Raw genomic sequence first — 18,574 nt, forward strand, 5'->3', positions numbered from 1 at the left:
GTGGGCCGCGCCCGATCCACCCTCGCCCGCCTCGGAGGCTCGATCCTGCGGTTCATGATGTGCGGCCGGATCGTCCCCGCACTCTCGCGGGCGTCCCTCATCCTCTGGAGGCTCCTCTACCGCGAGGGACGTCGAGCGAGGATACCACCCTGAGGGCGCGCACGGCCATCCGCACGTCCTCCTCCCGCACGGTCTTCCGACCCGCGTGCCGCGCGGCGAGCACCGACAGCTCCGCCAGCATCCGACCGAGCTCCTCGATCAGCCGAAAGTACTCCTCCTTCGCCTCCATCCGCACCCCCACGACGTCCCCGCCCGCCCGGGCCGACTCCCTCAGAATCCGCTCCAGCACGTTCGTCGGCAGGTCCACCTCCATCCTAACCACCGCCCGGGGTGCCCCGGTTGCGATCCTACGTCCTGGACGCTTCGGCCTTCATCAAGGGTGCCGTCCCGGACCGGGGCCGCCTCTACACCGTCCCCGAGGTCGTCGACGAGCTGCGCGACCCCTTCTCCCGCGCTCGGTTCGAGGCCGCCCCCGTCCACGTCCGCGAGCCCGCAGGCTGGGCCGTCCGAAGGGCCCGCAGGCGCGCCCGGCTCACCGGCGACGCGGATCGCCTCTCCATCACCGATCTAAAGGTGCTGGCGCTCGCCGTCGAACTCCGGTCCGAGGGCCGGGACGTCACCATCATCAGCTCCGACTACGCGCTTCAGAACGTCGCGAGATCCCTGAAGCTCGACGTCTACGGCCCCGTGCACGGGGAGATAAGGGAGGTAAGGGGACCGACCCGATGAACGCCGTCGGCATCACCACCACCGTCACCGTGGCCGGGCTCACCGGGACCAAACGGGTCACCGCCCGCGTGGACACCGGCGCCCGCTACGATGCCCTCGACTACACCCTCGCCGCCAAGATCGGGGCCGGCCCCGTCCTCGACGTCAAGAAGATCCGCTCCGCCACCGCCTCCCGCCTCAAGGCCGAGCGCCGACCCGTCGTTCCCCTCACCCTCAAGCTCGGCGACCGGCTCGTGCACACCCGCGCCACCCTCGCCGACCGCCGTGGGATGAGGTACCCGCTCATCATCGGCCGCGAGACCCTCCGCCGGGCCGGCGTCCTCGTCGACCCCACCCGACGATCCACCGAGCGGGACGAGCGGGACCGCGACCCCGGGCGACGGGCCGCCAGCATGCTGCGCCTGCACACCGAGCTGCGCCGCGCGGTCCCGAAGGAGCGCGCCATCACCCCAGCCATCCTGGCCCTACAGCACGGCGGCGCCTGGTCCTACCGGGACGAGGACGTCGTCTCCGTCGCCGTACCCGTCCGGGAGGAGCGGGACGGGGTCGTGATCGAACGACTGTACCTGCTCCTAGACCCGCGGATCGAGCGCTCCGAGGGCCGCATCGTCCGGCTGGAGAAGTGCGGTGAGGAGGACGTGCGACGGGTGGCCGAGCGCCCCCGACTCCTGGAGGTCCGCCACGAGGGCGGGGCCACCGTGCGCATAGACCCCCACCGCCGCACCCTCCGCGTCACCCGGCTCGAGCCCGGCCGGATCACCTTCCGAGGCACCGCCGCGGCCAACGTCCACCACGAGCTCGCCCACCTCACGGAGGAGGAGCCCGGCCCCACCATCCTGGACTTCAAGATCGAGTGACGGGAGGGCCTCGCGATGCCCCGAATCCTCCGCGTCGCCACCCGCTCCAGCCGGCTGGCCCTCACCCAAACGCGCGAGTTCCTGGAGCACCTCCGCAGCGAGCTCCCCCACGACGTCGAGTTCAAGCTGATCAAGACCCGGTCGAAGGGCGACCGCGTCCGAGACCGACCGCTCCACCGGCTCGGCGAGAAGGGGGTCTTCGTCAAGGCCGTCGATCGGCTCGTGCTGAAGGGACGCGCCGACTGCGCCGTGCACAGCGCCAAGGACGTGCCCTCCGAGCCCGACTACCCCGTCACCTTCGCCGCCGTACCGCCCCGCCGCGACCCACGAGAGTGCCTAGTCTCGCGCACCGGGGCCCGGCTCAAGGAGCTCCCGAGCGGCTCCGTGGTGGGCACCAGCAGCCCCCGCCGCCGCGCCCAGATCCTCCTCGAGCGACCGGACCTCCGGGTCGAGCCCCTACGCGGGAACGTGGACACGCGCGTCCGGAAGGTGGAGCGGGGGGAGTTCGACGCCACCGTGCTCGCCAAGGTGGGGCTCGAGCGGCTCGGCCTGGAGGCCCGCATCTCCGAGGTGTTCGAGCCGGAGGAGTTCGTGCCGCCCGCCGGGCAGGGCGCGCTGCTGGTCACCTGCCGCCCCGACGACGACCGAACCAGAAGGCTGCTGGAGCACGGGGACGATCCCCGGAGCCGGGTCGAGGTGGAGGTGGAGAAGGAGATCGTGCGGCGGCTGGGGGTCGGCTGCGCCGAGCCCGTGGGCGTGTACGCCCGCGCCCGGGGGTCTCGAGTCCGGGTGGTGCTGAAGCTGCTCGACGGGGAGGGTGCCCGGGCCCGACTGCTCAGCGAGCGCGGGAGCCCGGAGGAGGTGGTGGAGAGGATCGTCACCCGGGCCCGGGGAGCGTGGGCTTGAGCGAGCGCGTCCTGTACCTCGTCGGGGCGGGCCTGGCCGACGTGCGGGACCTCACCGTCCGCGCCCTGAGGACGCTGGCCCGGGCGGACCTCGTGCTGGTGGACACGTACACGAGCGTGTACGAGCTCCGGGAGCGGGAGCTCCGGCGCCTACTGCGGGCGCTCGGACACGATCCCCCCGAGATCCGACCGTGCTCGCGGGAGGAGCTCGAGGAGCGGTTCTTCGAGGTGGTGGGGGAGGCCGAGCGGGTGGCCGTGCTCTCGCCTGGGGACCCGATGGTCGCCACGACGCACGCCACCCTGGCCGTGGAGGCCGCCCGGCGCGGCTGGTCGGTGAAGATCGTGCCCGGCGTGTCGATCCTCACCGCCGGGCCCGGTCGGGCGGGGCTGGAGCTGTACCGCTTCGGCCGGACCGCTACGATCCCGCTCCGCGTGCGGTCCGTGTACCCGTACGACGTGCTGGAGCGGAACCGGGACGCCGACCTGCACACCCTGTTCCTGCTCGAGGCGGCCTCGGAGCGGGAGTACGTGTCCGTGGCGGACGCGGTCCGGTACCTGCTGGAGCTGGAGCGGGAGGAGGGTCGGGGCGTGGTCTCGCCGGACGACGAGGTGATCGGCGTGCTCCGGCTGGGGTTCGAGGACGAGCTGGTGGTCCGGGGGACGGTCCACGAGATGTCCGGGTGTTGGGACCCCGGGCCGCCGCAAGCTCTTATATACCCGGCCCGGCTGAGGGGGCCGGAGCGGGAGTTCCTCGAACTCCTGGTCCCACACGTGCGAGACGCGCGGAGGCGTGGTGAGTGACCTTGGCCGAGGGAGAGGGTGGGGACTACCACGTCGTGCTGGAGGCCGCGTGGATCGTGTACAACGTGGACAGCGAGGACGACGCCATCAACATCGCCATCGCGGAGGCCGGCAAGCGCCTGAACCGCCACGGGCTGGACTACGTGGACATCGACGTGGGCTTCTTCGAGTGCCCGGAGTGCGGCGAGGAGATCGAGGGCGTGTGGATCGTGGCCAACACCGCGCTGGTCAGGCTCCTCCTCTCCATGCGCGTGTTCAACGCCGAGAACGAGGAGCACGCGATCCGGATCGCGAAGTACGAGATCGGCCAGGCGCTGGAGGACGTGCCGCTCGAGGTCGTGGAGGTCACCCCGATTTAGAGCCGGTACCGCGCGATCACGTGCCCCCAGATCAGGGACGACAGCAGGGTGAAGGTGGCCAGCGCGAAGGAGTTCATCGCCCGCGAGAACAGGAAGGCGCCGATCAGGGACTGGATGGAGAACGCCATCAGGCACCCGAACAGCAGGGCCTCCCGCGCCGCCAGCTCGGAGGAGAACTCGTACCGCCGGCGCCCCACGTACTCGGACAGGCACCTCGACCCCACGTACAGCGTGACCCCGATCCAAAGCGACAGCAGGAACGCGCCCACGTACCCGAAGTCGAACGCCCAGACGAACACGCCCGGGAGCATGTAGTCCAGCAGGTCCTTCCTCGCGACCAGCGCGCCGTGCAGCGTGGGCACGTTCAGGTTGAACATGACCAGGTACCCCACAGGCAGCGTCACGAACCCGTCCCCGAACCCGCACCAGTGGTAACCCGCCGGGAGGGGCTTGGTGGAGTGACCCACCAGGTACGCGTTCTTGCGGATGAAATCCAGGCCCGGCACGGTGTACTCGGCGAACCGCTTCACCCGCAGCACCGGGCTGAGCACCGGCTTGTTCAACACCCGCGCCGCCGCCTCCATCAGCAGCAGGAGCCCCGCCCCGATCGCGGAGACCGCGGCGATCACCCTCCGACTCATCTGGCTCGCGCGCGCGGCGAGGGCCCCGATCCTCGTCCCCACTTCCAGCTGCCGCGAGATCAGGTACTCGGTCCCGATCCAGCAGAGCAGCCAGGAGAGCAGGTAATCCCGGTGCATCACGCCCCCGAAGATCCCGGTGAACAACCAAAGCGTGTTCAGCACCGGCCGGGTCCGGCGGGCCGCCGAGATCCCGCGCGCCTCCAGCAGGCCGATCAGGTACCGGGCCGAGGCCCACGCGGCGAGGGTCAAAGGCCCGAACGGGTGCGTGAACTCGTGCCTGGGGAGGGGGAGGAACAGCGACAGCATGTCAACGAAGAACATCAGCATCAGGACGGCCAGGAGGAGGATGGACAGGGACAGCACGCGCTGGATGGTCACGCTGGAGTAGGCCAGCGTGAGCGGGACCACGGTGTGGGTCATCAGGAGGAAGTCCACCAGCGCCTCGCCCGTGTTGTGCGGCACCAGGTACAAGCTACCACCCTCTCACGCGCCGGTACATCATCTCCCTGACGCACCCCAGCACGATCAGGGTGACGCCCAGGGCGGAACCCACCAGGCCCAGCGCGTGCAGCACCTCCGTCGGCACGGGCGACTTCATCGGGTGCTTCTTGTACCCGCGGGGCAGCGGCCGCATGTACACGGTGACCACGTTCGCTTTCTTCTCCACCTTCACGTCGCTCGGCAGCACGTAATCGTACCCTAACAGGGTGTTGTTGTCGATCGCGTTGTCGATGGCCCGCGCGATGTCCTCGGGGTCCCGCTTCCCGTGCTGGATCAGCGACTGCACGATCTCCACGATGGTCGCCTTGTCGTAGGGGCTCCGAACCCCGTACACGCGCACCACCGGCTGGTTCCGACGCACGGTGATCAGGTCACGCGCCACCTGCCAGGCGTACTCGGTCTTCAGCGGCGACCCGCACACCGGGCACCGCGTGTACCGGGCCGCCGTTGGGAAGGGCGCGCTCCACCCGCACTTGGTGCACGCCTTCCTGTACGGGGCGTCCATCGGGAACCCCCGCTCGTTGAGCCGGGCGGGCACGAACGTGTCACCGGTGGAGAGGCCGGCGGTGATGTTCACGGCGCCGCCCCCGTACTTCTCACCGGACTTCTTGGCCACGTACCCCATCACCCGGGCGAGCACCTCCGTCGCCGGCAGCCCGTCCCGGATCATGCGACCCGCCATGATCGCCGCCTCGACGCGGACCCTCGTCGCCGTACCGTAGAGCGGGTTGCCCGGCGTGTTACGCAGGTGAATCACCGCGCACTTCACGTTCGGGGGGATCTTGACGATGTTCGGGCCCGAACCGCTGTGATACTGCCGGATGATGATCTTGTTCCCCTTCACGAGGACCACGGCAACGTCGTAGCTGCCGCCCACCACGATGCCCCGGCGCGGTCCACCCACCAGCAGTCGATCCGTGGGCGACTTCTCGATCCCGGCCCGCACCGCCTCCTCCAGGGGCATCCCCAGCTCCAGCCGCCGAATGCACGCCAGAATCGCCTCCAGTCGCGCGGTACCCTTACCCAGACCACCCGCCAACACGGCCACGTGCAGCTTCTTGGACACGAGGAACGTGGACTGGAACATGTTGGGGGCGAACGACATCGAGCCCGCGGCCGCGCCGTTCGGATCCTTGCCGCTGGGGTCGGTGATGACGATCATGTTGAACGTGGCCGAGGCGGCCGAGGGAAGCGCGACGAGCAGGGCCAGGACCGCGACCCACCATCGCTCGATAGTCCCACGCCCCCTCAGCGCGGCAGTCCGTAATCCTCGGTCACCCGGACGACCACGACCCCCGACCTCTTGACCGTGATGTGGACCGACTTGATGGGCTTGATCTTGGTGCCCGGGATCACGCTGCGCATGGCGTAGATCCGAGCCTTACGAATCGCCTCCTGCAGCGGGATGCGCTTACCGTCCGGGGTGATCAGGACCCCGTTCCGGATGACCGACCCCGGGCGCAGCCCCGCCGCCATCACGTTGCTCCTCACCACCTCCTCTGGCAGGAAGTCGCACCCAATCACGTCCACGCCGATGATCCTGATCCCCTCCTGCTTAGGCAGCGGCCGGCTCGCCCACGCCGTGTACTCGGACAGCCGGCCCAACGCGAACAGGAGCGCGCCCAGCAACATGATGGCCAGGTTACGCCTCGACACCCTGACCATCATCGCCCACCACCCCCATCTCCCGCAGGATCCTCCGGGCCGGCTCCATCCCCTGCGCCCCACCCAGCAGCACGACCGTGTCCTCATCACTGAGCTCCAGCGCCCGCTCCAACGCCTCCTCCAACCGCTCGAAGTGCTCCCAGCTCACCCCACCGCGCCGCAGCTCCTCCAGGAACGCCTCCCGCTCCTCCTCCCGCACCACGTTCGCCTCGTCCACCAGGCCCTTCGAATCCGTGACCAGGATGCGCACCTCCATCCCCTCCCGCTCCAGCTCCCGGGCCCCCTCCACCAGCGCCCGCGCGATCTCCCGGTTGATCTCCGTCCCGCGCGACCCTCGGATGGCGAAGACGATCACGGCCCGGCCCTTACCCAGCCTCCTCAACGCTCGCACCGTCGCCAGGACGCCGTCCGGGTTGTGACAGAAGTCGTCCACGATCAGCGGGTCCTCCGACAACCGCTCGAACCGGCGCTTCAGCGGACGGTACGTGCGCAGCCCCTCCGCGACGTCCTCCTCCCCCACGCCCAGTGCGTGGGCGGTCGCGGTCGCGGCGAGCGCGTTGTACAGGAAGTGATCCACCGGCAGCGGGAACTCCCGAACGGGGATCAACGGCTCGTCCTCCAGCAGGATCCACTCCTCCCCATCCACCTCGCCGATCCGGGCGACGCCCTCCTCCCACCCGTACCACACTACGTCCGGCGCGAGCGAGGCCATCTTCGCCACGCGCTCATCGTCCGCGTTCAGCACCGCGACCCCGTCCTCCAGCGCCCGCACCACCCCGGAGACGGCCTCCGCCATCTCCTCCAGCGAGGAGACCAGGTTCGTGTGATCCACGCCCACGTTCGTTACTACGGCCACCTCGCAGCCCAGCGCCCGGGCCATCCGGTAAGCGTGATCCTCCATGACCCGGCCGGTCGGCAGGCCCTGCACCTCCGAGACCTCCACGCACAGGGCGTCCCGCGGTCGGGCCTCGCGGAGCTCCATCGCCACGACGGGATCGATGAGCGTGTTCTTCTCCGACCGGAAGTCCGTGTTGCAGTACACGTCCCGGCCCGCGACCCGCAGGATGTGCGCCAGCAGGTGGTTGGTGGTGGACTTCCCGTTCGTCCCCGTCACGCACACGGTGACGGCGTCGGCCGCGTACCTCCGCTTCGCCAGCCGCAGCGCGTACTCGTTCGCCCGATCCACCTCCGTCAGCACGAGCGGCAGGTTACGACGCCGGCACTCCTCCCGGAGCCGCCCCCGGGGCTCCTCGGTGATCAGGCACGCCACGCCGCGCTCGTCCGCCAGCTCCGCCCCGCGCTCGTCGAGCCACCACCGGATCACCACGTCCCCCTCGCCCGCCCGGCCGAGCGTGGAGAACCAGCCGCGGATCCTCCGCTCGGGGTCCCCGACGACCAGCCTCCCGTCCACCCGCTCGGCCAGCTCCCCCACGGTGAGGTCCAGCAGCGCGATCACCCCGCGAGCCACAGGGCGATGCCCGCGCAGACGGCGCCGGCCATCCAGTGCAGCGCCACCACGACCGGCTCGGGCAGGTCGTACTTGTACTGGAGGTGGTGATGCAACGGCTCCACCGCGAGCTTGATCACGCCCGCCCGGTGCAGGAGGCTGATGATCGTGGACCCGACGGGCACGCCCAGAGCGACGACGGCGGGCACCTCGATCTTGTAGTACACGGCGCCGGCCGCGTACGCGGCCCCCAGGAAGCAGCTGCCCGTGTCACCCATGAAGATCTTGGCCGGGTACCGGTTGTGGAACAGGAAGCCCAGGGAGGCGCCGGCGAGCGACGCGAAGAACGCGGCCCCGGGGAGCTGGTTGTGGACCAGGCACACCCCGGAGCACGCCAGGGAGGCGAGGAACAGCAGCCCCGCGGCCAGCCCGTCCATCCCGTCGATCAGGTTCACCGCGTTGGTGGCCCCAACCACGCCGAAGACCGCCAGCGGGTAAAACAGCCAGGACAGGTCGATCGCGCCGAGGTGCGGGAACCAGAGCCAGGTGGCGGGCACGATTGGGAGCACGAACAGGGCGGCCCCGGCCTGCAGCGCCAGCTTCTCCCGCTCGCTCAGCTCCTTCTTGACCGGGACCTCACCCACGATCTCGATCTTGTCCGGGGCCTCCCGCATCAGCCGCTTCAGGTCCCGCTTGGCCCGCTCCGTGGCCACGCGCGCCTCCTCACCGGGCTGCAGCACGAGCCGACCGATCCGGATCGGCTCATCGGAAACGTTCTTCACCACCTTCTGAAACTCCTCCACCTGCAGCCCGAGCAGGTCGTCCACCACGCCCAGCACCAGCATCGGGAGCGCCGAGGCGACCGGAGGGAGCGCCTGGATCGACACCAGGAGCGGCCCCGCGACCGTGCCCAACAGGATCCCGAACCCTCCCATGATCGGCGTGCCGGCCTTGTGCGAGTGCTCCGTGACGATCGGGCGGTCCACCACCCCGGCCTCCCGCATGTACCGGCGAAGCAGCCGCACGGTGACCCAGGACGTCACCGTGGAGATCGAGAACGTCTCCACGATCAACGCGCTCCTCCCCGCTCTACAGGAACTTGCCGGCCTCCCTGATCCTCAGCTCGAACTCCTTCTCCGCCAGCCGCACGTTCGCGCCCGCCGCCCGGAAGGCCGACCTCAGCCTCTCGAACGCCTCCTTAAACGATTCACCCCGGACGGTGATCCTCCCGGCCACGTCCACCCGGCCCCGGTACTCGTAGAACACGTGGTACGCTCCCCCGTCGAACCGCTCCCTAAGGGGCTCCCGACGGGACGCGTTCCACACCGGACACTCGATCGCGTGCCAGACCTTCCTGACCCGGGGCGGCCGCCAGCGCCCCACCACCATGTCCACGAGCTCCCGCAGCGGCCAGACCCCGGAACAGCCCGAGGTCATGTACCGCGTGCCGCTGGGCCGCGGGTTGAACTCCAGGAACCAGAACTCGTCCTCCCGCACCACCACGTCGAAGTCAACCGTACCCTCCAGCCCCAACCGCTTCACGAGCCGAACCGCGCAGCGCTTGATCCCCCGCTCCACCGACCCGTCCAGCTGGGCCGGCGCCAGCCGCATCCGCTCGATCGGGTGATCCTCGTCCAGCGTCGAACCCTTGAACACCGGCACGAGCGGCACGACCTCCCCGTCCCAGGACAGCACCTCGATCGACACCTCCGCCCCCTCGACGAACTCCTCCACCAGCCGCCTCCCGTGCACCCGAGGCACCGACCGCTCGTACACGTTCACGTTGATCCCGGCCTGCGACCTCGGATCCTTCACCACGAGCGGCGGGCGCAGCCGGGGCCGCTCATCCTCCACCACCTCCCACTCCGGCGTCGGGATGTTCAGCTCCTCGAACGCCCGCTTCGCCCGGATCTTGTCCACCCCGGTCCGCGTCCCCTCCAACCCCGAGGCGGCGACGGGGATCCCCTCCGACTCCAGCCGCTCCTTCATTTCCGCCACCTCAAGCAGCGGATCGTCCACGCCAATGAGCGGGACCACCCCATCCACATCCCGCTCGAGCGCGATCCGCGCCGGGTGCTCCATGCCCCGGGGTACGAAGTGCACATCGTCCGCCAGCTCCCAGTCCCAACTCTCCGGGTTCGACTCGGTCAGGATCCGATACACCCCGGTGGACCCGGCGTACTCCGCCACGTCCCGGAACAGCCGGGCCCCCACGAACAGGACCCTCAACCCTCTTCCCCCAGCTCCTCCTCGAGCTCCCTCAGCACGTCCTCCTTGAACTTCAGCGCCGCCTCCCCGAACACCACGATCACCTCGCACCCCGACTCCAACGCCGCCCGCAGCCCGTCCAGCACCTGCTCCCGGGAGGCGCCCAGCGTCCCCCGCTTCTCGAACCGCTCCGCGGCGCTCTCCGCCGCCACCACGTTGTCCGCCCCCACCTCCCCGAGCACCCGGTAGCACGCGTGCGAGGCCGCGATCACCCGGTCCGCGAGCCGGGCCGCCCGCTCCAGGATCTCACGATCCCCCTCCGGGCCCAGCTCCGAGGCCACCGCGATGACCGCGCACAGGCGCCGATCCGGGTACGCCTGCCTCAGGCACCGCAGGGTCGCCTCCACGCCCGCCGGGTTGTGACCGTAGTCGACGATCACCACCCGCTCCCCATCGTCCCACACGACGTCGAGCCGACCCTCCACCCCCTCGAACGAGCCGAGGGCCCGTGCCACCTCCTCCGGGTCCAGGTCCAGGAACTCGATGCAGACGGCCGCGGCCGCCACGGCGTTGTACACGTTGTGCAGCCCCATCACGGGCAGGCCAACCTCGAACTCACCCTCCGGGCAGGCCAGCGTGAACCCGTCCAGGGAGACGTCCACGGCCAGGTAGTCCGGGGACGGCGTCTCCAACCCGCACTCGCACCGGAAGTCGCCCACCCACGGAAGGATCTCCCTCACCTCCGCCCGCCCACCGCACCAGCACTCCTTCTCCACGGTCCCCACGGGCTCCGCCTCCACCCCGAAGTAGACGACCTCCCCCTCGAACCCCACCTCCTCCGGCGCGCCCACCACCAGCGGATCCTGCGCGTTCAGCACGGCCACCTCCACCGAGTCCGGCTCGAGCAGCTCGATCTCGCACCGCGCGTACGTCCGGAAGTCCCCGGCCTTGTTCAGGTGGTCCGGCGTGATGTTCGTCAGGCACGCGCACTCCACCTCCGCCCACCTCGCCGCCTCCAGGATCTCCCCCCGCTCCCCGAACGTCGCGATCTCCAGCACGCTCACGTCACCCGGCAACCGCGCCTGCAGCGGGGGCAGGTACCCCACGTTCCCCTGCATCCCCGGCAGCCCGTGATCCCGCACCTCCAGCCCCAGCTCCCGACACACGTGCCGGATCATCGCCACGGTCGTCGTCTTCCCGTTCGTACCCCCCACGCCCACCACCGGCCGGGTGGGGGGAATCCGCTCGAGCACGTCCTCCACCTCGTACACCCGGCACCCGTACCGACGGGCCAGCCGGTACGGCGGGGACCCCTCCTCCAGGCTGGGCGGCGGGACCACCGCGTCCGCCCGCCGAAACAGCCACTCCGGATGGCCACCCAGCACGACCTCCACGTTCGGGTACTCCAGCAGCGGGTCCAGCAGCTCGCACTCCTCCTCGTTCTTCACGTCCGAGGCGATCACGTGATAGTCCCGCTCCGCGAGCACCCGGGCCACCAGGTTGCACACGGGCCCGCACACGCCGATCACCAGCACCGTGCGCCCCTTCACGCGCATCCCCCTCAGACCCGCGTCCCCGGGATCCTCCGACCGTACTCCCGCAACAGCTCCCGCATCAACGCCCGCGTCCCCTCCAGGAGCCTCCGGGCCGTCCCCTCATCCCGCTCCACGGCGAGCCGGGACAGGCGCTCGTACCCTAAATCGTCGACCCGATCGTCGATCTCGGAGTACTCGTAAAGCACCGCGTGCAGCTGCGCGAACCGCTCCGTCCGCACGATCCGGTTCAACGTCCCGCTCAGGTACGACCGCAGCGCCCGCTCCAGGAACATCAGCAGCCGGTACGTGAGGTCACGCACGATCTCCCCCTCGTCCCTCGGACCCTCAGGCACCCCGCCCTCGAACACCCGACGCAGCTCCAGCCCCAGCCGCTCCTCCACCTCCCCCGCGTCCCACTCCGGGGTCTCCGTCTCGATCAGGTACTCCAGGCACGCCCGCGGTGAGGCCACGCGCTCCACCATCAGCGAGCAGGCGCGGCCCGTGAGCGGGTTGTACCCGACCCGCTCGATGAACCGGTGCACCCCGTAGGGTCGGATGGGGCACGTGTACCCCTCGTCGAACCAGCCCAGGCCCGAGACGATCTCGCTCACGTCCTCCCACGTCCACCGGCGCAGCGCCGGGTACCGGACCATCGTCACCCCGGGCGGGTACGGGTGAGCCACCCGCCGCCCGTACTTCCCCTTCAGCTCGTGGCCCGTGAGGACCGTGAGCAGCCTCAGTCGCTTGGCCCGCAGGCAGGCGGCGGTCAGCACCGTCCGGGCGCACTTGGTGCAGATGGGCAGGCCGCGGCGCAGGGCGCGGCGGAACCACCCCCGCAGGCGCACCCGGACGAGCTCGTGCCTCAGCCCCAGCCGCTCCGCGCACCGACGGGCGTTCTCCAGGCACGTCTCGTCCAGGAACTCGTGCACGACAGTGACCGCTGCCTCCACCCGCCAGCGCTCGGACGCGTGCAGGGCCGTGGCCACGCTGTCCCGACCGCCGGAGAGGGCCACGCACGCCGGGTTGCTGGGGTCAGTCGTGCGCATACACGGCCCTCACACCGCTCGGTCGACACTCCTCGATCCGGGCGAAGTACAGCCGCTCGAACTGCACGGTGCGCCCTGGCTTCTCCCGCTCCACGTTCGCCTCCACGTAGCCCTCGTCCACCGACCCGTCCGGCCGCAGCACCCGGCACGGGATCGCCTGGTCCGTCGGCACCCAGTGCACGATCCGGGCCCCCTCACGCCGCGCGGCCCGGTAGTCCTCCCCCTCGTACCGGCCCCGCACGACGCCCTCACCCACCTCCTCGACCCTCACGTTCACCGCGTTCATCAGCCGGATCAGCTCACCCTCCTCCAGCGCCTCCCCGTCCTCCCGGTCCAGCCAGACCCGGCAGCCGCCGTCCTCCGGGTGCAGCACGAGCGCCCGCTCGCCCCGGTCCTCGTCCGGGTGCAGCGGCAGCGTGGCCGCGAACGGCTCCTCCAGGCCCTCGATCCACAGCTCCACCGGGTCCCGGACGAGGAAGTACCGGTTAGACCTCGGGTCGATCAGGCGCCGGTTGCGCGCGTACAGCTGCTCCCAGCTGAAGGTCGCGTCCACCTCCGTCAGCCCGATCTCCAGGATCGTCTCCCGGAGCGCCTCGGGCTCGATCCCCCGCCGCCGCAGCGCGCGCAGCGTCGCCGTCCGCACGTCGTCCCAGCCCGTGAACTCGCCGGACTCGATCCCCTCCCGGATCCTGGACGTGCTCAGCACGGTCCCCTCCACCTTCAGGATCCCGTAGTGCACGTACTCCGGCGGCTCCCAGTCCAGGTGCCGGAACACGAACTCCTGCCGGCGCGTGTTCGACTCGTGATCCTTCCCGCGCAGGACGTGCGTGACCTCCATGAAGTGATCGTCCACGGCCACGGCGAAGTTCATCGTCGGCCAGACGAGGTACCGGTCGCCCACCATCGGATGCTCCCGCTCCACGATCCGGAACGCGACCCACTCCCGCGCGGCCGGGTCCGGGTGATCCACCCGCGTCTTCACCCGAACGACCGCCTCCCCCTCCGAGAACGCCCCGTCCAGCATCTCCTCCCACAGCTCCAGGTTCTCCTCCGGATCCCGGGACCGGCACGGGCAGGCCTGGCCCCGATCCCGCAGCCGCCGAAACTCGTCCGCGTCGCACGTGCAGACGTACGCCCCGCCCCGCTCCAGCAGCTCCTCCGCCACCCGGTAGTACAGCTCCATCCGGTTCGACTGCACGTACCGCTCGTCCACCCGCACGCCCAGCCACTCCAGGTCCTCCTCGATCATGTCGTACGCCTCCGGGTCCACCCGCCGCGGGTCCGTGTCCTCGAAGCGCAGGATCAGCGCGCCGTCGTACCGGCGGGCGTACTCGTCGTTGAGCACCGCCGCCCGCGCGTGACCCAGGTGCAGCGGGCCCGACGGGTTGGGGGCGAACCGCAGCCGAACCTCGCCCTCCCGGGCGCCGGGAAGCGGCTTCAGGCCGCCCTCCTCCTCCGACCGCTCCTCCTCCACCCCGCCCAGCTCCTCCAGCTCCCGCCGGATCTCCTCCAGGGACATCCGGTTGACTTCCTCGACCACCTCCCGGACGAGCCGGAGCACCTCCTTGGCCCGATCCCGGTACTCCTCGTGCTCCCGCATCACCTTCTTCATGACCGCGTTCGGGTTCGCCCGGCCGTCGTACTTGGCCGCGTTCTCCAGCGCGTACCGGCGGATCACCTCCCTCAACTCCTCCAGCTCGCTCACGGGCACCCTCCCCGTCGCCTCCCTCTCCGGACAAGCAGCGGTGATCGTGAGGGACGGGGGTGTCCCCCGCCCTCCGGTCCCGGGCTCATTGAACGGCGACGGCCGCCTCACCCGGGGGACCCAGACGGGGGTCATCCTTTTGGAGGATCTGACCCCCGTCCCGCCGCCCCGGGCGGGGTTTAAGTAGTTCCCCGGAGCCCGGCCCGCGGAGAAAGGTTTTTATACGACGCGGCGCCCCCGCGTGAACGGACGCCGGGCCGGCAGCTCAGTCTGGCTAGAGCGCGGGACTTTTAATCCCGTGGTCCCGGGTTCAAATCCCGGCCGGCCCACCACCGGAAATCGTTACGAGATCCATAACGTTCCGCGCCGAGACGGGGCGGGGCCTACATCCGCTCGAGCGCCGGGACGCCCAGGAGGTTCATGACGTTCTCCATCACGATGGTGAACGCCTCCACCAGCTTCAGCCGCGCCTTCCGCACCTCCTCGTCCTCCGCGTGCAGCACCGGCACCTCCTCGTAGAACGTGTGGAACGCCCGGGCGAGCTCGTAGGCGTACTCCGCCAGGACGTCCGGGCGCCGCTTCCGCACGCACTGGGCCACCTGCCGCGGGAACATGGACATCCGGAAGACCAGCTCGAACGAGTGATCGTCGTCCAGGTGAGCCGCGTCGAACCGCTGCACGTCCTCGTCCGCCCGCCGGAGGATCGATCGGGCGCGCGCGTAGGCGTACTGGATGAACGGACCGCCCCGCCGGAAGTCCAGCGCCTCGTCCCAGTCGAACTCGATCGGCTTGTTCGGGCTCACGCGGGCGATGGCGAACCGGACCGCCCCGATGGCCACGTTCTCCGCGATCTCCTCCCGCTCCTCCTCGTCCAGATCCTCCGCCACGCCCGCCTCCCGCATCTTCTCCAGCGCGCGCCGCTTGGCCTCGTCCAGGAACTCATCCAGGGTCACGTACCGACCCTTCCGCGTCGACATCGAGCCCTCCGGCAGGTGAATGAACTCGTAGAAGATCACGTCCACGCGGTCCGGATCCGCGTCCAGCAGGTCGAGCGCCGCCTTCAGCTGCTGCACGGCGAGCTTGTGATCCGCCCCGAGCACGTCGATGACGAACGCGGCCCGCCCGAGCTTCCACAGGTGGTACGCGATGTCCCGCGTCGTGTACAGGGTCGTCCCGTCGCTCCGCGTGAGCACGAGCTCCTTGTCGATCCCGTAGTCCTCCAGATCGAGGACCACGGCCCCGTCGTCGCGCTCCTCCGCCGCGCCCATCTCCACGAGCTTCTCGACGATCTCGACCGCATCCTCCACGAACTCGCTCTCGTACACGAACCGGTCGTGGGCCACGCGGAGCCGCTCCAGGGTCTCGATGTGCCCCCTCAGGCACTCCTCCACCACGGTCTGAAACGCCTCCGCGATGCGCTCCGCCCGGGACTCCTCCTCCAGCAGGTACCGCTCGTAGGAGCGCAGGAACCGCTCCACCACCTCCTCCAGCTCGGGATCCTCCTCGATCTCCCTCGCCGCCTCCGCGTACAGCTCACCGAAGAACTCGTCCGGCTTCTTACCCTCCGGGACCTCCGGCCGCCCCTCCTTGATGTACTTCCACGCGAGCATCGCGATCTGCTTGCCCATGTCGTTCACGTAGTACTGGACCTCCACGTCGTAGTTCGTGAACACCATGCACCGGGCCAGGATGTCCCCGATGATCGCGTTCCGGCCGTGGCCAATGTGCAACGGGCCGTTCGGGTTCGCGCTCGTGTGCTCCAGGATCGCGGGCCGACCCATCCCCAGGTCCAGCGACCCGTACTCCTCCCCGTAGTAGAAGACGGACCGGAGGACGAGGGCGGCGTACTGGGGCCGGTTCAGCCGGATGTTGATGTACCCGGGACCCTCCACCCGGGCCTCGTCCACGAGCACGACCTCGTCCAGGTCGGACTCCTCCAGGATCGTCTCCGCGACCTGCCGAGGCTCCTCGCCCACCTCCTTCGCCAGCGAGAGGGCGACGGGCGTGGCCACGTCCGCGTCCTCCACCGGCGGCTCCGGATCCACCGGCACCTCCACGGGCTCGTCCACGTCGTACGCCGAGGAGACGGCGTCCCGGATCGAGGTCCGGATCGTCCGGACGAGGAGCGAGTACGGATCGTGCGGTGGCGCCTCCTCCGCCAACGGGCACCGACCCCGTTACCCCGGTCGGAACCTCAGCAGCGCGCCCAGGCCGCCGAACGCCTGATGAAACTGCGCGCCCTCCTCCGTCTCGGTTGAAATTATCTCCACCCGAGCCCCCGTCCGCTCCGCCAGCTCCAGGTAGTAGTCCACGAGCTCCTTCACGTCCTCCACCTCCAGCTCGGCCTCACCGCACTCCGGGCACTCCCCGGCCCGCTCCCTCGCCTCCTCCTTGCTCCGAACCGTGACCACCTCCTCGTGACCGCACTCCGGGCACCGGAGCACCGCCTTGTACCCCTCCAGCTCCTCCGAGATCAGCAGCGTCTCCACGGCCCCCATCCGCAGCATCCTCTCCACCTCATCCTCCCCGTACGCCGCCAGATCCCCGTTGACCGCCTCCTCCATGAACCGCCGCACCAGCCGCTTCTCCCGGACCAGCTCCGCCTCCTTGAGCGCGTCCTCCGCCTTGTTCAGCGCCTCCCGGATCCCCGACTCGTCCGTGTTCCCCACATCCACCACGGCGATGACCTTCTCCTTCAGGTCCTTGGGCAGGTAGTCCCCCTCCAGGAACTCCTCCTTCGTCGGGCCCGGACCGCCCACGATGATCCCCTTCAGGTTCTCCACCTCCTCGAAGACCTCCCGCGCGGCCTCACCCACCTCCTGGTAGAACTCGTGCGCCGCGTGCTCGATCAGCCGATCGAAGCGCCGCTGCGACTGCCCGCCCGCCTTGTGCTTACCCGGCACATCCGACTTGAGCCGCTTCTTCACCTCAACCCGCTTACCCTTAACCAGCCCGATCGTCGCCTCCCGACGGTCCATGACCAGCACGCCGTACACATCCTTATCCTCGAGACACTCCTTCAGGGGCTCCAGGTAAAACCTGGAATCGCACCGGTAAATGAACCGATCCACCGGCTCGGGCGGCTCGATTAGCTCCGCTACCATCTTCTCCTTCGTGCCTTCCTTAACCGTACCGACCAGCACCACCAACCCGTTCTCCGGAGTCTCACCCACGGTCTTGAGCCTTTGGATAACCACCTCAATCGCGGACTGCACGTTCTTCCGCGTCCTCTTACTCTTAATATTACTCGCCTGAGAGTACTCCTCCCTCATCATTGCGATCACATCGCTCAACCGCTTCTCCGGCGGAATGTATATCGTGATCAGCTCCGTGCCCTCGCCCTCCAGGCTCTCCAACCGCTCTAGCATTCTTTTGAACTTGTACCGTTCCACGCTCTCGGAGGTCGCCTCCAACCGGGCTCCCCCAGGGGGTGATCGGGCTGTACGCGGTCGTGGCGCTCGGCGGGTCCGTGCTCAACGTGCGGAACCCGGACCGGATCCGGGAAGCCGCGGACCTCATCTCCGAAGCGCTGGAATCCGGGCTGAAAACCTGCGTCGTCGTCGGTGGGGGCCCCGTCGCCCGTGAGTACATAAACGTAGCGCGAGACCTCGGGGCGCCCGAGACCGCCCTCGACGAGCTCGGCATCGCGGTGACCCGGCTGAACGCCGCCCTCCTCAACCTCGCGCTCGGCCGGCCCGGGACCGACGTCCCGGAAACCCCCTCGGAAGCCGCGGAAACGGTCCGTCGGGAGGGCGTGGCCGTCTGCGGAGGCACGCACCCGGGTCACACCACCGACGCCGTCGGGGCCATGATCGCCGAGCTCCTCCAGGCCCCGCTCATCATCGTCACCAACGTGGACGGGATCTACGACCGGGACCCGAGCGAGCCGGGCGCCCGGAAGTTCCGGGAGATCAGCGCCAGCGAGCTCGAGCGGCTGGCCTTCGAGGCCGACCTGGAGGCCGGCGGCAGCTTCGTGGTCGACCCCGTCGCGACCAAGATCATCCGCCGCGGCCGCGTGACCACCCACGTCCTGTCCTGGGATGACTTCAAAAGCGCCGGGATCCGGGGGACCCTCCGGGGCCGGCACGACGGCACGATCGTCCGGGGGTGACCGG

Annotated in this window: 18 protein-coding genes and 1 tRNA gene; 7 read left to right on the forward strand and 12 right to left on the reverse strand. The window is 69.8% G+C overall.

Translation table 11 applies throughout. The features are described from left to right. Positions 1-97 precede the first annotated feature (97 nt). Positions 98-373, reverse strand: coding sequence for a histone family protein (locus tag ACXJJV_RS02360; protein WP_456466611.1), 276 nt, complete (start codon positions 371-373; stop codon positions 98-100). Positions 374-399: 26 nt separating this feature from the next. Here ACXJJV_RS02360 and ACXJJV_RS02365 point away from each other — a divergent pair, with 26 nt between their 5' ends. Genes ACXJJV_RS02365 through ACXJJV_RS02385 form a run of 5 tightly spaced genes read left to right on the forward strand, consistent with a single transcriptional unit; the run spans position 400 to position 3,711 of the window. Further along, positions 400-789 carry an NOB1 family endonuclease gene (locus tag ACXJJV_RS02365; protein WP_456466575.1) on the forward strand — a complete coding sequence of 130 codons (390 nt, stop codon included), beginning with the start codon at positions 400-402 and terminating at the stop codon, positions 787-789. Beyond that, entirely contained in the window at positions 786-1,646 is an 861-nt protein-coding gene (locus ACXJJV_RS02370) for a putative ATP-dependent zinc protease (RefSeq protein ID WP_456466576.1), read from the forward strand. Before ACXJJV_RS02365 ends, ACXJJV_RS02370 begins: the two co-directional genes overlap by 4 nt. Before the next feature lie 15 nt (positions 1,647-1,661). Continuing rightward, positions 1,662-2,552, forward strand: coding sequence for a hydroxymethylbilane synthase (hemC, locus tag ACXJJV_RS02375; protein ID WP_456466577.1), 891 nt, complete (start codon positions 1,662-1,664; stop codon positions 2,550-2,552). Next, on the forward strand, positions 2,549-3,352 hold the full coding sequence (gene dph5, locus ACXJJV_RS02380; protein ID WP_456466578.1) for a diphthine synthase: 804 nt from the start codon (positions 2,549-2,551) through the stop codon (positions 3,350-3,352). Before hemC ends, dph5 begins: the two co-directional genes overlap by 4 nt. A 2-nt stretch (positions 3,353-3,354) precedes the next feature. Further along, on the forward strand, positions 3,355-3,711 hold the full coding sequence (locus tag ACXJJV_RS02385) for a DUF555 domain-containing protein (RefSeq protein WP_456466579.1): 357 nt from the start codon (positions 3,355-3,357) through the stop codon (positions 3,709-3,711). Here ACXJJV_RS02385 and ACXJJV_RS02390 read toward each other — a convergent pair. The 9 genes from ACXJJV_RS02390 to ACXJJV_RS02430 all read right to left on the reverse strand — a co-directional run bounded on the left by ACXJJV_RS02390 (position 3,708) and on the right by ACXJJV_RS02430 (position 14,441). Beyond that, positions 3,708-4,823 carry a hypothetical protein gene (locus ACXJJV_RS02390; RefSeq protein ID WP_456466580.1) on the reverse strand — a complete coding sequence of 372 codons (1,116 nt, stop codon included), beginning with the start codon at positions 4,821-4,823 and terminating at the stop codon, positions 3,708-3,710. The two genes, ACXJJV_RS02385 and ACXJJV_RS02390, sit on opposite strands and share 4 nt — an antisense overlap. A gap of 1 nt (position 4,824) precedes the next feature. Beyond that, positions 4,825-6,015, reverse strand: a complete 1,191-nt coding sequence (locus ACXJJV_RS02395) for a hypothetical protein (protein ID WP_456466581.1) — start codon at positions 6,013-6,015, stop codon at positions 4,825-4,827. Between the two features lie 86 nt (positions 6,016-6,101). Further along, on the reverse strand, positions 6,102-6,521 hold the full coding sequence (locus ACXJJV_RS02400) for a hypothetical protein (RefSeq protein WP_456466582.1): 420 nt from the start codon (positions 6,519-6,521) through the stop codon (positions 6,102-6,104). Then, positions 6,496-7,974 carry a Mur ligase family protein gene (locus ACXJJV_RS02405; RefSeq protein ID WP_456466583.1) on the reverse strand — a complete coding sequence of 493 codons (1,479 nt, stop codon included), beginning with the start codon at positions 7,972-7,974 and terminating at the stop codon, positions 6,496-6,498. Before ACXJJV_RS02405 ends, ACXJJV_RS02400 begins: the two co-directional genes overlap by 26 nt. Beyond that, positions 7,971-9,032 carry a glycosyltransferase family 4 protein gene (locus tag ACXJJV_RS02410; RefSeq protein ID WP_456466612.1) on the reverse strand — a complete coding sequence of 354 codons (1,062 nt, stop codon included), beginning with the start codon at positions 9,030-9,032 and terminating at the stop codon, positions 7,971-7,973. The genes ACXJJV_RS02405 and ACXJJV_RS02410 overlap by 4 nt, the downstream gene beginning before the upstream one ends. 22 nt (positions 9,033-9,054) lie before the next feature. Further along, complete coding sequence (locus tag ACXJJV_RS02415; RefSeq protein ID WP_456466584.1) at positions 9,055-10,194, reverse strand: ATP-grasp domain-containing protein; 1,140 nt, start codon at positions 10,192-10,194, stop codon at positions 9,055-9,057. Beyond that, positions 10,191-11,723: a pseudomurein biosynthesis peptide ligase pMurC gene (gene pmurC / locus ACXJJV_RS02420; protein WP_456466585.1), complete on the reverse strand. Its 1,533-nt coding sequence runs from the start codon at positions 11,721-11,723 to the stop codon at positions 10,191-10,193. Before pmurC ends, ACXJJV_RS02415 begins: the two co-directional genes overlap by 4 nt. Before the next feature lie 11 nt (positions 11,724-11,734). Further along, the gene (locus tag ACXJJV_RS02425) at positions 11,735-12,754 is read right to left on the reverse strand and encodes a hypothetical protein (protein WP_456466586.1); all 1,020 of its coding nucleotides are present in this window, start codon (positions 12,752-12,754) and stop codon (positions 11,735-11,737) included. Continuing rightward, positions 12,741-14,441, reverse strand: coding sequence for a glutamate--tRNA ligase (locus tag ACXJJV_RS02430; RefSeq protein WP_456466613.1), 1,701 nt, complete (start codon positions 14,439-14,441; stop codon positions 12,741-12,743). The genes ACXJJV_RS02425 and ACXJJV_RS02430 overlap by 14 nt, the downstream gene beginning before the upstream one ends. A 272-nt stretch (positions 14,442-14,713) precedes the next feature. On the opposite strand from ACXJJV_RS02430, the gene ACXJJV_RS02435 reads away from it, so the two are divergent. Then, positions 14,714-14,791, forward strand: a tRNA-Lys gene (locus ACXJJV_RS02435). A 51-nt stretch (positions 14,792-14,842) separates the two neighbouring features. Here ACXJJV_RS02435 and argS read toward each other — a convergent pair. Continuing rightward, positions 14,843-16,621, reverse strand: a complete 1,779-nt coding sequence (argS, locus tag ACXJJV_RS02440) for an arginine--tRNA ligase (protein ID WP_456466587.1) — start codon at positions 16,619-16,621, stop codon at positions 14,843-14,845. Positions 16,622-16,636: 15 nt separating this feature from the next. Next, a complete protein-coding gene (prf1, locus tag ACXJJV_RS02445) occupies positions 16,637-17,872 on the reverse strand; it encodes a peptide chain release factor aRF-1 (RefSeq protein WP_456466588.1) in 1,236 nt (411 codons plus the stop codon). Between the two features lie 17 nt (positions 17,873-17,889). Here prf1 and pyrH point away from each other — a divergent pair, with 17 nt between their 5' ends. After that, complete coding sequence (gene pyrH / locus ACXJJV_RS02450; RefSeq protein ID WP_456466589.1) at positions 17,890-18,570, forward strand: UMP kinase; 681 nt, start codon at positions 17,890-17,892, stop codon at positions 18,568-18,570. Positions 18,571-18,574: the final 4 nt, after the last annotated feature.

Source organism: Methanopyrus sp., from assembly GCF_053997775.1.